At 70.8% G+C, this 15371-nt stretch carries 11 protein-coding genes; 5 read left to right on the forward strand and 6 right to left on the reverse strand.

Features of this window, described 5'->3' with window-relative positions:
* Nucleotides 1-3: 3 nt before the first annotated feature.
* Nucleotides 4-1953: a BamA/TamA family outer membrane protein gene (locus tag FOF48_RS24380; protein ID WP_255442603.1), complete on the reverse strand. Its 1950-nt coding sequence runs from the start codon at nucleotides 1951-1953 to the stop codon at nucleotides 4-6.
* A gap of 42 nt (nucleotides 1954-1995) precedes the next feature.
* Complete coding sequence (locus FOF48_RS24385; RefSeq protein ID WP_143905186.1) at nucleotides 1996-2865, reverse strand: ABC transporter substrate-binding protein; 870 nt, start codon at nucleotides 2863-2865, stop codon at nucleotides 1996-1998.
* A gap of 287 nt (nucleotides 2866-3152) precedes the next feature.
* Here FOF48_RS24385 and FOF48_RS24390 point away from each other — a divergent pair, with 287 nt between their 5' ends.
* From FOF48_RS24390 to FOF48_RS24405, 4 genes are all read left to right on the forward strand, one after another.
* Entirely contained in the window at nucleotides 3153-4739 is a 1587-nt protein-coding gene (locus tag FOF48_RS24390) for a serine/threonine-protein kinase (protein ID WP_143905187.1), read from the forward strand.
* Entirely contained in the window at nucleotides 4736-7288 is a 2553-nt protein-coding gene (locus tag FOF48_RS24395; RefSeq protein ID WP_143905188.1) for a TonB-dependent siderophore receptor, read from the forward strand. Before FOF48_RS24390 ends, FOF48_RS24395 begins: the two co-directional genes overlap by 4 nt.
* Nucleotides 7285-8481 (forward strand): hypothetical protein, encoded by a 1197-nt coding sequence (locus FOF48_RS24400; RefSeq protein ID WP_143905189.1) that lies wholly within the window; start codon nucleotides 7285-7287, stop codon nucleotides 8479-8481. Before FOF48_RS24395 ends, FOF48_RS24400 begins: the two co-directional genes overlap by 4 nt.
* A gap of 123 nt (nucleotides 8482-8604) precedes the next feature.
* Nucleotides 8605-9084 (forward strand): response regulator, encoded by a 480-nt coding sequence (locus FOF48_RS24405; RefSeq protein WP_143905190.1) that lies wholly within the window; start codon nucleotides 8605-8607, stop codon nucleotides 9082-9084.
* 3 nt (nucleotides 9085-9087) lie between these two features.
* On the opposite strand, the gene FOF48_RS24410 is transcribed toward FOF48_RS24405, so the two are convergent.
* The 4 genes from FOF48_RS24410 to FOF48_RS24425 all read right to left on the reverse strand — a co-directional run bounded on the left by FOF48_RS24410 (nucleotide 9088) and on the right by FOF48_RS24425 (nucleotide 13250).
* Nucleotides 9088-9708: a sulfite oxidase heme-binding subunit YedZ gene (locus tag FOF48_RS24410; RefSeq protein ID WP_143905191.1), complete on the reverse strand. Its 621-nt coding sequence runs from the start codon at nucleotides 9706-9708 to the stop codon at nucleotides 9088-9090.
* A gap of 3 nt (nucleotides 9709-9711) precedes the next feature.
* The gene (gene msrP / locus FOF48_RS24415) at nucleotides 9712-10701 is read right to left on the reverse strand and encodes a protein-methionine-sulfoxide reductase catalytic subunit MsrP (RefSeq protein WP_143905192.1); all 990 of its coding nucleotides are present in this window, start codon (nucleotides 10699-10701) and stop codon (nucleotides 9712-9714) included.
* 34 nt (nucleotides 10702-10735) lie between these two features.
* The gene (locus FOF48_RS24420) at nucleotides 10736-11461 is read right to left on the reverse strand and encodes a fatty acid desaturase (protein ID WP_143905193.1); all 726 of its coding nucleotides are present in this window, start codon (nucleotides 11459-11461) and stop codon (nucleotides 10736-10738) included.
* 76 nt (nucleotides 11462-11537) lie between these two features.
* Nucleotides 11538-13250, reverse strand: a complete 1713-nt coding sequence (locus FOF48_RS24425; protein ID WP_143905194.1) for a hypothetical protein — start codon at nucleotides 13248-13250, stop codon at nucleotides 11538-11540.
* 132 nt (nucleotides 13251-13382) lie between these two features.
* Between FOF48_RS24425 and htpG the strand changes: the two genes are divergently transcribed.
* The gene (gene htpG / locus FOF48_RS24430; RefSeq protein ID WP_143905195.1) at nucleotides 13383-15365 is read left to right on the forward strand and encodes a molecular chaperone HtpG; all 1983 of its coding nucleotides are present in this window, start codon (nucleotides 13383-13385) and stop codon (nucleotides 15363-15365) included.
* The last annotated feature ends 6 nt before the right edge of the window (nucleotides 15366-15371 follow it).

Genomic DNA, 15371 nt, shown 5'->3' on the forward strand with positions numbered 1-15371 from the left:
GCCTCAGGGCGAGTCGAGGAAGGTCGGGCGGTAGTCCGTCACCTGCCCGCTGCTGAGGGAGAAGCGGCTGCCCACGGGCGGCCGGTCGCCGTTGAGCACGTAGCCGAAGTCGATGCGGAACGGGAACACGTTGAACTGGGGGAACAGCAGCCGCAGGCCCACGCCCACGGTGCTCACCATCTCCGGCCGGCGGTTGAAGGCACTGCCCGAGTCGAAGAAGAACACCCCGCCCAGGTGCACCGTGCGCACGACGAGCGGCGCGGTGCGGTACTCCAGGTTCACCAGCAACAGCCGCTTGCCCGAGTACGCATCCACCGCCGCGCCGCGCAGGCCGTTGCTGCCGCCCAGCAGGCTCACGCGTTCGGACAGGTCGTCGATGTTCACGTCCAACAGGCCGCGCGCCACGAAGCGCCCACCGAGCACGCGCGGCGAGACCTGCACCAGCTCCGCGGCCCAGCGGCGGTTGGTCCACCCTTCCCGCACCCCGGGCTGCTGGGCGCTGAACTGCCGGCGGATGGACGCCGCCGCGGACGCGGTGGTGAGCGCGTCGCCCCAGTGCACGCGGTAGCGCGCGGACAGGCCGCTCTCGGCGAAGTGCGCCGCGGACGGGAACACCGGAGGCGCGTAGCGCAGCGTGGCCACCACCGAGTGCCCCAGCTGGTAGTCCTCCGACAGCGTGTACGAGTCCACGTTGCGGAGCACGTCGTACCGGGCCTTGAAGGCGCTCAGGGACAGGTTCACGTACCCCGCGTCCTCCGCGCGCGGCAGGTAGTTGCGGCGGAACCAGTCCACCTGCGCGTCGGAGAGCTGCGAGGCCACCGGCGCGGCGTAGGCATAGTGATAGGCCCCCGCGCCCAGGCCCACGTTCCACTTGTCGCGGGTGCCGTAGGAGCGCGTATACGTGGCGCCCGCCGCCACTTCGCGCGTGTTGTAGACGTATGGCACGGGCGCGCCATCCGGGAACGGGAGCTGCCAGATGTCCGCGCCCCGGAACTGGCGCGCCGTCTCCACGTTCCAGGCCACGGACGTGCTCAGGCTCCACGGCGTGGAGAGCGAATACAGCGGGCGGCTCACGATGAGGCTCCCGCGCGAGCCCTCCGCGCGGCCCGTCTCCCGGTTGATGAGCAGGGCGGCGGACTCCGACAGCGACCAGCGGCTGCCGAGCACGCGCTTGTCCGTGTAGCTCTGGCCGAGGCTGAAGGTGTCCAGGCGCATGATGAAGTCCAGCGCCACCTTCTTGCCCCGCCCCAGGAAGTTCTGCTCCGTGCCCTGCAAGCGCAGGTAGAGGAGCAGCGAGCCGACGGCGGAGAACTCGTTGTTGAGCCGCAGCGACCACAGGTCCTTGGTCACCAGCAGCAGCGCGACCTTGCCGGGCTCACGGCCCTTCACCGGCACCGCGCGCACCACGGAGAACAGCCCCAGCTTGCGCAGGTTGCGCACCGACTCCGCGACCACCGCCTCCGAGTACGGCTGCCCCGGAGCAATCAGCACCTCCTGGCGGACGACCTCGTCACGGGTGCGGACGTGGAAGATGTTGAGCAGCGAGGGGTACGGGTCCATCGGCGCGACGACCTCCTCCGCGGCGACGAGCACCTCCTCCAGCACCTTGCCCTCGGGGGCGGGCTCCACCTGGCGCTCCACCTCCCCCAGCCCCCAGGCGATGAGCGCGTCCTCGTAGTTCGCGCGCGCGTCCACCGTGGGGAGCGCCGGAGCATCCGTGCCCTCCGGCCCCACGGGCGCGGACTCCGCGCGCGGCGGCGCGGGCACCTCCGTGTTGGACACGCCCGACGGTTCGAAGTCCGGCGCGCGCACGGGCGCGTCCGGCGGCTCGGCGTCGCTCGGCCTGCCGGCGCCTTGCTGCCCCACGGGCGGCGTCTGCCGCGCCTCCTGTCCGGACGGCGCGCCCGTCGCGGCGAGCACGGTGAACAGCAAGACGGTCAGGGGGAGCGGCACGCACGCATCCTGTCACGCGCCGCGCTTGCCGCCAGCCTCCCCTCACTCCAGCGCGGTGCGCAGATCTCCAGGCCGGGCCATGGGCAGCTTCTCCCCCTTCGCGATGGCCGCCACGATACGGGCCAGCTGATCCACCCCGTCCGTCAGCGCCGCCGGTCCCGGCTGGAGGATGTACGTGCTCCGCACTTCATAGAGCTGGTCGTCCACCACCGCGCGCACGCCCGCCCATCCAGGCCGGGAGATGATCTTCTCGCGCTTCGCCTTGCGCCCGCACCAGCTGGCGATGACCCCCTCCGGGTCGCGCTTCGCCACCTCCTCCGGGTCGAAGATGCGGCCCTTCGCGCCCTGCGACGCGCGCGACTCCTGGCACACGTCCTGGCCCCCCACCACCTCCACCAGCTCCGAACACCAGCGGATGCCGGAGATGAGCGGCTCGTGCCACTCCTCGAAGAAGATGCGCGGCCGCTTCGGCAGCGACTCGGCCGCGTCCGAGTGACGCTCCAGGTTCTTCTCCAGCTCCACCGCCAGCGCCTCGGCCGCCTCCGCCCGCCCCACCAGCGCCCCCGTCAGCCGCACCGTCTGCAAGATCTCCGCGAGCGAGCGCTGGTTGAACAGGTAAACGGGCACCCCGCGCTTGCACAGCTCCCGCCCGATGTCCGCCTGCAGGTCGGAGAAGCCCAGCACCAGGTCCGGCTTCAGCTCCAAGATCCGCTCGAAGTTCGCGTCCAGGAACGAGCTGACCCGCGGCTTCTTGCGCGCCTCCGGAGGCCGCACCGTGAACCCCGACACCCCCACGACCAGGTCCCCCGCGCCAATGCGGTAGAGCACCTCCGTCGTCTCCTCCGTCATGCACACCACCCGCCGCGGATACCGCGGCGCGGACGACAACAGCGCGGACAGCTGGGCGTTCATGCCCGGCACCCTAACGCGCCCGCGCCCCCTCCACCTGGGATGACGCGACGCACCAGCCGCGGTCGACTGTGCGGCAGCGGACGGTGATTTTCGCGATTTCCAAACCGCCCGGGGCGAGGATCAGCACGGGAAGTGCGGGAGGGCGGGCGTGAAGCGCGGGCCGGAAACTCGGCCGCGGCGCGCGGCGATGATAGCGGCACGTCTCTTGGGCGGTTTTCAAAGGCGGTGCTAGCATCCGACGCGTTCGAACCGACGTAGGCGGTCCTTCTCTTGGCCTGGGGGAACACATGATCGAAAGCGACGCCCCCCGCAAGGGCGCGCCCACCGACGTGGCGGATCCCCTGCTCGGGCGGATCCTCAACGAGCGCTTCCGCATCCTGGAGACGCTGGGTGCCGGAGGCATGGGCCGCGTCTACAAGGCCATGCAGGCCCCGCTGGACCGGCTGGTGGCCCTCAAGGTCCTCAACCCCCAGTACAGCGGCGAGGGCAAGGACCCCGGCTTCCAGAAGCGCTTCTTCCTGGAGGCCAGCGTCACCGCGAAGTTGCGCCACCCGAACACCGTCACCGTCATCGACTACGGCAAGACGGAAGACGGCATCTATTACATCGCCATGGAGTACCTGGAGGGGCTGACGCTGTCGCAGCTGCTCACCCAGGAAGGCCCGCTGCCGTGGGAGCGCGCGCTCGCCATCGCGCAGCAGGTGGCCCGCTCGCTGCGCGAGGCGCACAAGGTCGGCCTCATCCACCGCGACCTCAAGCCCGCGAACGTGATGGTCCTCAACCAGGAGACGGACCACGACGTGGTCAAGGTCCTGGACTTCGGTCTGGTGAAGTCCTTCCTGGGGGACGCCTCCATGAAGGAGGACACCACCCTCACGCAGGCGGGCGTCATCCTCGGGTCGCCGCAGTACATGGCGCCCGAGCAGGCGCGCAACATCGCCGACCCGCGCAGCGACGTGTACAGCCTGGGCGTGGTGCTCTATCAGACCCTGATGGGCCGGCCGCCCTTCCAGGCGGCGCAGAGCATCGACGTCATCGTCAAGCACATCAACGACCCGCCGCCTCCCTTCCACACCGTGTGGCCGGACCACAACGTCCCCGCGGAGGTGGAGGCGCTGGTGATGAAGTGCCTGGCCAAGCGCCCCGTGGACCGCTACGCGTCCATGGACGCGGTGCTCCAGGGCATGCGCGCCGCCGCCTCCGCGTCCGGCGTCAGCGGCGTCTTCGCCACGCGCACCGGACTCAACGCGGTGGGCTCCGGCCCGCACAGCGGCGTCCACACGGGTCCCCACGCGCTGGGCTCCGGTCCCACCACCGGCCCCAACACCATGGCGCTGGACATCTCCGTGGACGAGGCCGGCGCCGCGCCCGCGAAGAAGTCCGCCAAGGGGCTGGGCATCGCCCTGTTCGGAGGCGCGCTGCTGGTGGGCCTGGCCACGGCGGGCATCTTCGTGCTGCGCTCGCCCCAGCAGGTCCCGGTGGAGCCCGCCCGGCCCGTGACCCGCGCGCCCGTCGCGGAAGCGCCCGTGGCCCACGACCCCGTCGCCGTGGCCGAGCCCGCCCCGCCGCGCCCCGCGGCCACGCCCCGCCCCGTGCGCTTCAGCGTGGACAGCGATCCCCAGGGGGCCGAAGTCACCGTCGACGGGACGGTGCGCGGCCATACCCCCATGGTGATCAACCACACGCCGGACGGCCCGGGCCTCGCCTCCGTGGAGGTCACGTTCGCGCTGGACGGCTACCAGACCGTCAGCAAGACCTACGCGGGTGAGCCGGGCAGCACCGTCCCCGTTTCCATCAAGTTGCCGCGCATCAAGAAGCAGGGACCGAAGCCCAAGGCTCCAGGTTCCGCGTACAAGGACGATCCGTACCAGTGAATCTCCCGACAGCCTTACGACGTGGGACGCTCCTCGCGTTCTGTCTGTGCGCGACCGAGGCCCTGGCGGACGCGCGCCTCGAAGCGCGCCGCCACTTCCGCAACGGCATGAACCTCATCGACCAGAAGCAGTTCGATGAGGGCATCGCCGAGCTGGAAGAGGCCTACAACATCAAGCCGCACCCCAGCGTCCTCTACAACATCGCCCGGGCGTACCAGGACGCGGGCCGGCTCGACGAAGCGCTGGACGCCTACAAGCGCTACCTCGCCTCCAACCCGCCGGACGCCGCCAATGTGCAGGCCCAGGTGACGCGGCTGGAGGCCACGCGCCAGGCGGCGCAGGCCGAGGCCCCCGCGCCCGGCGCCCAACCCAACACGACGGGTTCGGGCTCCAGCCTGCCCATGCCCCCGCCCCCTCCCACGAGCATCCAGGCCCAGCAGCAGCTGGCCGCGCTCATGGAGCGGCTGGAGAAGGCCGTCAACCGCGCGGAGTCGCTGGCGGCCCAGCCAGCGCCGGCGCAGGCCACGCCCACCCCGGGCCCCACCCCCACCGCGAGCGGCGGCGCCGAGTCCGGCGACATCTCCGGCGACCAGGGCCTGGTGCCCTACGAGGAGCGCGTGGTGACGGCGAGCCGCCGCGCCCAGTCCTCGCTCGAGGCGCCCAACGCCACCACCGTCATCACCGCGGAGGACATCCGCCTGTCCGGCGCCACCACGCTGCCGGAGCTGCTGCGGCGCGTGCCCGGCGCGGACGTGATGGCCATGGGCGTGGGCAGCGCCAACGTCAGCCTGCGCGGCTTCAACCAGCGCCTGGCCAACAAGGTGCTGGTGCTGGTGGACGGCCGCACGGAGTACCAGGACTTCCTCGGCCTCACGCTGTGGGCGGGCCTGCCCATCGGCCTGGAGGAGATCGACCGCATCGAGGTCATCCGCGGCCCGGGCAGCGCGCTGTACGGCGCCAACGCGATGTTGGGCGTCATCAACATCATCACCCAGGCCCCCGGCACCGGCCGGCGCGCGCGCTTCGGCGCGATGGCGGGCGGTGGCAACACCGTCCAGGGCTCCTTCGTCAGCCACGGCCAGAACGGGGCGCTGCGCTATCGCGCGTCCGCCGCCTACCGCCAGGAGGACAAGTGGAGCCGTGACTACGCGAGCGGCCGCTCGGACTTCGACATCACGGGGCCCGCCCCGGACCTGGGCCAGCGGGGCGCCCGCGCCAACCTGTCCACCATCTATTCGTTCGAGGAGGGGCGCGCGATCGGCCTGTCCGGCGGCGTGCACCGCTACCTCACGGAGATCTACCCGCTGGGCCTCCTGCGCAACTACTACATCGACGGCCTGGGCGCGTACGCCAAGGCCGACGTGGAGCTGGGCGCGGTGAAGCTCAAGGCGTTCTGGAACCACCTGTCCGGTGACGCGGGGCCGCAGTACGAGGCCATTGGCCAGCGCTCGCTCAACACCAGCGTCGCCTCCAACGTCTTCAACGCGGAGGCGCTGTACGCCCGCGGCTTCGAGCTGGCCGGCGAGCACCAGGTGAACATCGGCGTGGAGGGCCGCCTGAAGCGCGTGGCCTTCACCTACCTGGACGGCCTGCGCGAGGAGTACCACGCGGCGGCCTTCGTGCAGGACGAGTGGCGCATCGTGCAGCCCCTGCGCCTGGTGGTCAGCTACCGCGTGGACCGCCACCCGCTGCTCGACAAGGGCAAGCCGGGCCTCGCGCAGTCGCCGCGCCTGTCCGCCGTGTTCCAGCCCATTGAAGGGCACGCCTTCCGCGCGTCCGTGGCCACCGCCTTCCGCGAGCCCACGTTCCTGGAGAGCTACACGCGGCTGCCCGTGCCCGTGCCGGGCGTCAACGGCGTGAGCCTGCTCACCACCGGCAACCGCGAGCTGCGGCCGGAGCGCCTCAACGCGCTGGAGCTGGGCTGGCGCGGTGAGTCGCCCCGGCTGGGCCTGGACTGGGACGTGGCCCTCTACCAGAACACGGTGAAGGACCTCATCGCCCTGTCCTCCGTGCAGCCGCTGCACGCGGGGGACGCCTATGACAGCGGCACCGGCAGCTACCTGCTGGGTCGCTCGCTGTTCACCAACGAGAACGCCATCTACACCGCGCGCGGCGTCGAGGTGGGCCTCAACGTGTCCCCCATCGACGGCCTGGGCGTGAAGGCGAGCGCCGCGTACCAGAGCGTCACCTCCGACCTGCCGGAAGAGGGCCAGTGCGGCCCGTGCAGCCAGGCGCCGGGCTTCCGGCTGTTCGGCGGCGTCACCTACCGCACGCGCACGGACCTGGAGTTCGGCATCGACGCGGCCTTCACGTCCTCCACCACCTGGATTGAACGCGAGCCCGCCGCGACCGACCCGACGCGCGTGGAGCTGCAGGCCAACAACCTCCCCGCGTACACCGTCGTCAACGCCCGGGTGGGCTACCAGGTGGTGAAGGACTTCGTCTCCGTGGCGCTGCAGGGCAGCCAGCTCGGCGGCAACCACTCGGAGCACCCCTTCGGCAACCGCATCGAGCGGCGCGTGTTCGCCAACCTCACGGTGACCCCATGAAGCGCGCCCTTCCCTGTTTCGCCGTCGCGCTCGCGTCGCTGCTGGTCTCGGGCTGCGAGGGCCCGGACGTGGTGCCCACCGCGGACGGCCGCCAGAACACGCGCGCCGCGCGCATCGAGGGCAGCCTCGTCGTGCAGTCGCGCGCCCGCGGCAACGCCATCGTGTTCATCTACGACGCGACCCACCCGCCCCCGCCGCAGGGCTCCGGCCGCCCGAAGGCCTTCACCGTCGTCCCCGCGGGAGAGCTGTTCGGCGCGTCGCTGGGTGACAACTCCACGGGTCCGTTCACCGCGCCCTTCGCGCTGAGCCTCGTGCAGCCGGGCCGCTACCTGCTGCGCGGCTTCATCGACGCGGACACCTGCCGCAACGTGCCGCAGCCGTGCCACGTGCCGGACTTCAACCCCTTCTACGGCGTCACGGCCGAACCCAACGCGGGCGACGTGGGCGGTGGCAGCGTGGACCCCACCACCGGCGCCACGCGCATCCTGGAGGTCACGACGGACGCGGACGGCTGGCCCCAGCCGCTCACCGGCGTCTCCGTGTCCTTCTCCGACACCGCCACCGTGCCCTTCGACCGGCCCGCATTCCAGGTCGCGGAGCCGCGCGAGTTCGACACCGCGACCACCCCCACCAAGCTGCTCACGCTCTCGCCCCAGCCGCTCACCGGCGCGGTGGACCAGCGGCCTCCGGGCTTCTGGGTGCAGCTCACGGGCACCAGCCGCGACGGCGTGCCGGAGTTCTGGCCGCGCGTCATCGTGCGCAAGCTGGCGGAGGGCGTGACGGGCATCGTCGACGAGAACGACCTGAACCGCGACGGCGTGGTGGACGCGGAGGGCGTGGACTACGCGCGCCTCAGCGGCGGCAAGGACGGCAAGCCGGACGCGGTGGTGCTGGCGGCGGGACTGGTGCCCGGTCCCCTGCTCGACGCCCTGCTGGACGGACAAGGGGCTCCCCGCCCGCAGCCCGTCTTCGTCCCGCAGCTCCAGGTGGCCATCCGCGCGCAGGCGCTGGACGCGCGCGATCCCGCCGCGCCCGCGCCCCTGGCGGCCGTGCCCCCGGGTCGCTACAGCGTCACCCTCCTGCAGTCCACGGGTCAGACCTGGCGGGTCCCGAATGAACTGGACCCCGCGCTCGCTGGGCCCGCGGGGCTGTCCGGCGTGCAGTCCCAATCATTCGTGCTGGAGGTTCGTTGAGGCCTTCACGGCCCTCCTGAATTCGCGGCGGGGAGTTCTGGGTTGCTTTGACTTCGCAGGGCCCATCCGCGACCATGGGGAGGTGCTGCCGGAGGCTTCCGCCTCCCCGAGGTCCTGATTCCGATGAAGTCCGGCCCCCTCTCCGCCCCCGAAACCGCGCCCTCCCGTCCCACGGGGAGCACGCCTCCGGTCCGACCGGCCGGCGGGGCCGGTCCGCAGCGCGTGCTGCTGGTGGACGACAGCCGCTCCATCCGGACGCTGCTGAAAATCTACCTCATGGCCCGCAGCTTCGAGTTCCTGGAGGCCGAGTCCGCCGAGGAGGGCCTCAAGGTCGCCGAGGTGGAGCAGGTGGACCTCATCCTCACCGACTTCCACATGGACGGGATGAACGGCGCGGACTTCGCCGGGCAGATCCGCGCCAGCAGCAACGTCAGGCTGTCCAAGGTCCCCATCCTGATGATGACGGGCGACCCGAACGTGGCGGAGGTGCGCGCCCTGGGCCAGAAGGCCGGCATCAGCGCCTTCGTGCGCAAGCCCGTCAGCTGCGCCCAGCTGATGACGCTGGTGGACACCATCCTCCCGCTGCCCCGCGTCGCCAAGTAGCCCTCACGCGGGGCGCTGCTGCGCGAGCGCCGCCCGCCGCTTGCGCACGGCCTCCCCCACGCGCACGGCCAGCAGCAACGTCAGCACGGCGCCGTAGAGCACCGGCTCCGTGACGTCCTTCTTCACCCGCCACACGAAGTGCACCACGCCCAGCACCGCGGCCACGTAGGCCAGCCGGTGCAGGCGCTGCCACGCCGGGAAGCCCAGCCTGCGCACCCACTGGTTCGTGGAGGTGACGGCCAGCGGCACCAGCAGCAGCAGCGCGGTGAAGCCCACGGTGATGAAGGGCCGGGTGAGGACGTCCTCCAGCATGGCGCGCACATCCAGGCCCTGATCCAGCACGGAGTAGGTGAGGAAGTGCGCCGCCGCGTAGGTGAACGCCAGGAGGCCCAGGGTGCGGCGGATGCGCGCGGGCCACGTCCAGCCGGTGACGAGCCGCGCCGGCGTGCACGCCAGCGACGCCAGCAGCACCACCAGCGCGAAGAGGCCCGTCTGGTTGAGGGCGAACTCGATGCCGTTGGCCCCCAGCTGCCCCTGCGCCCCCTGCACCGCGAGGAGCAGCAGCGGGGAGAGGCCTCCGACGGCGACCGCGGGGTTGAGCCAGGAGAGCTTGGAAGAGGCCATCGGTCAGAAGTCCCGCTTCAGGTCCATGCCGCGATAGAGGTCGGCCACCTGCTCCGCGTAGCCGTTGAAGGGGAGCGTGGGCCGGCGGGAAGTCTCGCCGATGCGCCGCTCGGACGCCTGGCTCCAGCGCGGGTGGTCCACCGCCGGGTTGACGTTGGCGTAGAAGCCGTACTCGCGCGGGTTCGCCAGGTTCCACGTCGTGGGCGGCTGCTCGCGCGTGAGCGTGATGCGGACGATCGACTTGATGCCCTTGAAGCCATACTTCCACGGCACCACCAGCCGCAGCGGCGCGCCGTTCTGCGCGGGCAGCTGCTTGCCGTAGAGGCCGGTGGCCAGCAGCGTCAGCGGGTGCAGCGCCTCATCCAGCCGCAGCCCTTCGACGTAGGGCCAGTCCAGCACCGGGCTCTTCTGGCCGGGCATCTGCTCCGGGTCATCCAGCGTGGTGAAGGCCACGTACTTCGCGAACGACGTGGGCTGCACGCGCTCCAGCAGCTTGCCCAGGGGCAGCCCCAGCCACGGAATCACCATGGACCAGGCCTCCACGCAGCGCATCCGGTAGACGCGCTCCTCCAGCGGGAAGGCGGAGATGAGCTGATCCACGTCCACCGTCCACGGCGTGTGCACCTCGCCGTCGATGACGACGGTCCACGGCCGCGTCTTCAGCGCGTGCGCGCGGCGGGCCGGGTCGTTCTTGTCCAGGCCGAACTCGTAGAAGTTGTTGTAGGTGGTGACGTCCTCGTAGGGCGTGCGCAGCTCGTCGGTGTCGAAGACGCCCTGGGCCGGCGCCACCGGCTGCGCCACCGTGCCGGCGTCCGGCACGAAGCCATCCATGGGCCGGGTGCGCTTCATCCCCAGCAGGTACAACCCTCCTCCCACCACCGCGGCGGTGCCCGCGAACAGCCCCGCGTTCTTGATGAACTCGCGGCGGCGCAGGTAGAGGTGCTCCGGCGTCACTTCGGAGCCGGGGGGCTCGGGAGGGAGCTTGTCGCGCATGGCCCTCTCTATAACGTCCCAGCCCCCATTCCGGTTACCGCCGGGCGTCCTTCACCCGCCACAGCCGCCACCAGGGCGTCCCAGGGGACGCGTGGTGCTCCCAGTGGTAGCCGAAGAAGAAGCATGACAGCAGGGCCCACGGGTGGTTGCGCGACAGGCTGCGCGCGTGGTGTGGCGCCATCCGGGGCGTGTCCGGGCGCCGGTGCGGCTGGTACGTGCCGAAGTAGAAGAGCTGCACGGTGGCCAGCAGCGACGGCAGCACCCAGAAGGCCAGGATGCGCGCCTGGGGCACCCCCAGCCAGAGCAGCGCGTTGAACTTCAGCGCCATCACCATGAGCTGCGGCCACGTCGTGTAGCGCACCATGAACGTGCCGAACCATGGCCAGAAGGCCTGGGTGCGGGTGGAGAAGTCCGGGTCGTGCTCGCCGGTGGGGTCCTCATGGTGCGCGCGGTGGTTCACCCCCAGCCGCCGGTAGGACAGGCCCGCGAAGAGGAAGCAGGCCACCCGGCCCACCGCCGCGTTCACCCGGCGGTCCCGGGACACGGTGCCATGCATGGCGTCATGGCCGGTGATGAAGAGGCCGGTGGACAGCCACATCTGGAGCACGACGTGCAGCCAGGGGAGCGGTGAGGCCCACGGCAGCGCGGGCCCCGCCAGCAGCCACGCCAGGTGTCCGCCCCACGCGCCCAGCACCGCCAGCGCGAGCACGACACCCCACGGGTCGGGTGACGCGGGATGAGGGGTGGGCTCGGGCACCATGGCCTCCTGACTGGCCATGCCCCGCCCCGCGCGCACGGAAAAAGTCGCGCGGTGGGACGGGGAATGGCGGCGGACGCTACTTCGTCCCCGACGCCGGGGCGCCGAAGTCCTTCACCACCGCGTCGGCCGTGACGTAGCGCGGCTCGATGTCCACCGGCACGTTCTTCAGCCGCTCCAGCACCTTCTGCACGGCGGGCCGCACCACGCCCTGCTTCGCGAGCAGCGCCTCCGCGGCCGCGCGGTCGCCCTGGGCCTGGAGGGCCATGAGCTGGTTCGTCAGCGACGTGACGGACGCCTGGATCTTGTCCGGCACCACTTCAAAGGTGCCGTCCGCGTTCACCTTCACCGCGCCGGTGTCCAGGAAGTGGTTGAGCTGCAGCGCGATGCCCTTGCCGTGCGCCTCGTCGATGCCGAAGCGGATGGAGCGGAACGCGGACGCGAGGAACGTCGTGTACATGGTCCGCTGCAGCTCCTTGTCCAGCGTGCCCTTGTCCACCAGCCGCTGGAGCGCCCACAGGCCGGAGATGTCCGCCTTGGCCTCCTCGATGGCGCTGGAGGACGCCTGGAGCGCCTGCCGCACCGTGGTCTGCTTCCCGGCCACGGTGACGTTGTGGGGCCCCAGGCCGTGCATCAGCTCGTGCATCAGGATGTGCGTGAAGAAGGCGTCGAAGGACACGTCCTTGCGGTCCTTCGCGGGCAGCGCCACCTTCGCGATGGGCAGCAGCACGCGCTGGAACTTGGCCTCCTGCACGTTCTTGAGCATCACGCGCTTGGTGCCCTTCTCCGCCGCCACGCGCTCGTCGTTGGGCAGGTTGAAGGCCGCCGTCTGCACGCCCCGGTTGCCGTCGCCGGAGGAGTAGATGCTGTTGATGACGCGGATGGGGGCCAGCGCGCCCAGCTTCGGGTTGCGCAGCGCGGGCTCGATGGGGAGGTTGTTCTCCAGCTCCTGGAGCTCCGCGCTGAACTTCGCCAGCTTCTGGGTCTCCGCGTCGTCGCGCAGGCCGATGAACGCCTCGAACGCGGCCTTGTAGTTGAACCAGCCGTCCTCGTAGACCTCATAGGGGCCCACGGTGGGCTCCACGCTCGCGTCCAGCTCCATCCACGCGACCTCGCTCGCGTAGTAGTCGTTGGACAGGAACGCCTCCGCGCGCTTCTCCAGGAAGGCCTTGAGCGTGGGCTGCTGGGTGAGCGCCGCCGCCTCACGCAACAGCCGCGCGGCCATGGCCAGCTCGCCCTGGTACTCCACGCTGTAGGGCACGGTCACGAACTTGCCGTCCGGCGCCTTGCGCAGCGTGGTGAAGAAGCCCGTGGCCGCGTGCTGCTGCGCCTCCGGCAGGCTCTTCACCCACGCCTCCACCTCCGCCTTGGTGGCGCCCGCGGGATAGAAGTTGCCCTCGTCCGGCTTCGGCGGCACGCCGGGCAGGAACGGCTTCGCCTCGTCCAGGCGCGACCAGGGGCCCTTGTTGAGCAGGAACGCGTGCAGCCGCTCCTTGCCCAGGGGCGTCGTGTCCTTCACCAGGTCCAGCAGCAGCGCCTCGTTGCCCGCCCAGGCCTGGCGCAGGAAGAGGGGGTCCATCAACTTCGCGGCCTGGATGACCTTGGCCAGGGCGCGCTTCTCCGCGTCCGGCAGCTTCGAGACGTCCACCTTGAGGTCCACCGGGGCGAAGCGCGCGGTCATCCGCTTCAGCGTCGGGGCATCGGGCAGGCGGGCGGGCGCTTCCGCGGCGGGGGCGGTGCCCGACAGGAGCATCGCGCCGAGCAGGGGCAGGAGGGTTCGGGACTTGGGCATGCCCCTTCCCTACCCCAACCCGCCCCCGCCTCCCAGCGGAAGGGTGGGACATGGATTCCCTCTTCTCGACAAGCCGGCGGGCATGGTTATGGGGAAGGCATTGGCGCGTGTCGTCAGCGCCCGGAGGCCTTCATGTCCGCAGAGACCCACCCCCAGAGGGAAACCCACTCATTCCAGGCGGAGATCCAGCAGCTGCTGAGCCTGGTCATCAACTCGCTCTACAGCCACCAGGAGATCTTCCTGCGCGAGCTGGTGTCCAACGCGTCCGACGCGCTGGACAAGCTGCGCTTCCGCGCCATCACGGAGCCGGACCTCCTCAAGGACGAGCCCACGCTGGAGCTGCGCATCGTCCCGGACGCCGACAAGGGGACCCTCACCCTGGAGGACACCGGCATCGGCATGACGCACGACGAGCTGGTGAAGAACCTGGGCACCATCGCGCACTCCGGTTCGCGCGAGTTCCTCCAGGCGCTGGCGCAGAAGGGCCAGAAGGACATGCAGCTCATCGGCCAGTTCGGCGTGGGCTTCTACAGCGCGTACCTGGTGGCGGACCGCGTGGAGGTGGTGAGCCGCGCCGCGGGGGAGACGTCCGCGTGGAAGTGGGCGTCGGAGGCGCACGGCACGTTCACGGTGGAGCCCGCGGAGAAGGCCACGCGCGGCACGGCCATCACGCTGCACCTGAAGCCGGACCAGAAGGAGTTCCTGGACGAGTGGAAGCTGCGCCAGCTCATCACCCAGTACTCGGACTACGTGGGCCACCCCATCAAGCTCCAGGTGACCAAGCACGTGGGCAGCGGGGACACCCAGGCCACGGAAGCGGCGCTGGAGGTGGTGAACAAGGCGAGCGCCCTCTGGCAGCGTCCGAAGAGCGACATCACGGACGAGCAGTACCAGGAGTTCTACAAGCACCTGACGCACGACTTCGACCAGCCGCTGGCGTGGACGCACTTCAAGGCGGACGGCACGCAGCAGTTCACCGGCCTGCTCTTCGTGCCCAAGCACCCGCCGTTCGACTTGAACTCGCAGCAGCAGCGCGGCGTGCGGCTGTTCGTCAAGCGCGTGTTCATCATGGACCGCTGCGAGGACCTGGTGCCGCAGTGGCTGCGCTTCGTGCGCGGCGTCATCGACTCGGACGACCTGCCGCTCAACGTGTCGCGTGAGATGTTGCAGGACTCCGCGGTGGTGCGCGCCATCCGCAAGCACGTGGTGAAGAAGTCGCTGGACCTCCTGGAGAAGCTGGCCAAGGACAAGCCGGACGACTACCGCGCGTTCTGGGAGTCCTTCGGCACGGTGGTGAAGGAAGGCCTGACGCTGGAGACGGAGTACCGCGAGAAGCTGGGCGCGCTGGTGCGCTACGAGTCCTCCCGCGAGGAGGGGCTGACGTCCCTGGCGGACTACGTGGGCCGCATGAAGGAGGGCCAGGAGGCCATCTATTACGTCTACGGCGAGAGCCGGAAGGCGGTGGCGGACAGCCCGCACCTGGAGGCGCTGAAGCAGCGCGGCTACGAGGTGCTCTTCATGACGGACCCGGTGGACGAGTGGGCCGCGCAGGGCCTGCGCGACTTCCAGGGCAAGCCGCTGGTGTCCGCGCTCAACGCGGACCTGAAGCTCCAGTCCACGGACGAGGAGAAGAAGGCGAAGGAGCAGCAGTCCGAAGGGCTCAAGGGCCTGACCGACAAGATGAAGGACGTGCTGAAGGAGGACGTGCGCGAGGTGCGCGTGTCCGACCGCCTCACGGATTCGCCGGTGTGCCTCGTGGTGTCGGAGGGCGGGACGCCGGCGTACCTGGAGCGCCTGCTCAAGGAGCGCGGCAAGGGGATGCCGCGCGTCAAGCGCATCCTGGAGGTCAATCCCAAGCACCCGGTCATCGAGCACCTGCGAGGCCTCATCACCCGCGACCCGTCCACGCCGCAGGTGGGGGAGTGGATCGAGCTGCTCCACGACCAGGCGCTGCTCACCGAGGGCAGCCCGCTGAGCGACCCGAACCGCTTCGCCCGGCGGATGACGGCGCTGCTCACGCAGGTGGCCACGAGCGCGGGGCCCGGCGCACCGAGCGCGGCCCAGGTGCCGCCGCCCGCCGCCAGCGCTCCGGCGGAGACGTCGCCGTCCACCTGAGCCTTG

Source organism: Corallococcus sp. Z5C101001 (assembly GCF_007352635.1).
Taxonomy (GTDB): domain Bacteria; phylum Myxococcota; class Myxococcia; order Myxococcales; family Myxococcaceae; genus Corallococcus; species Corallococcus silvisoli.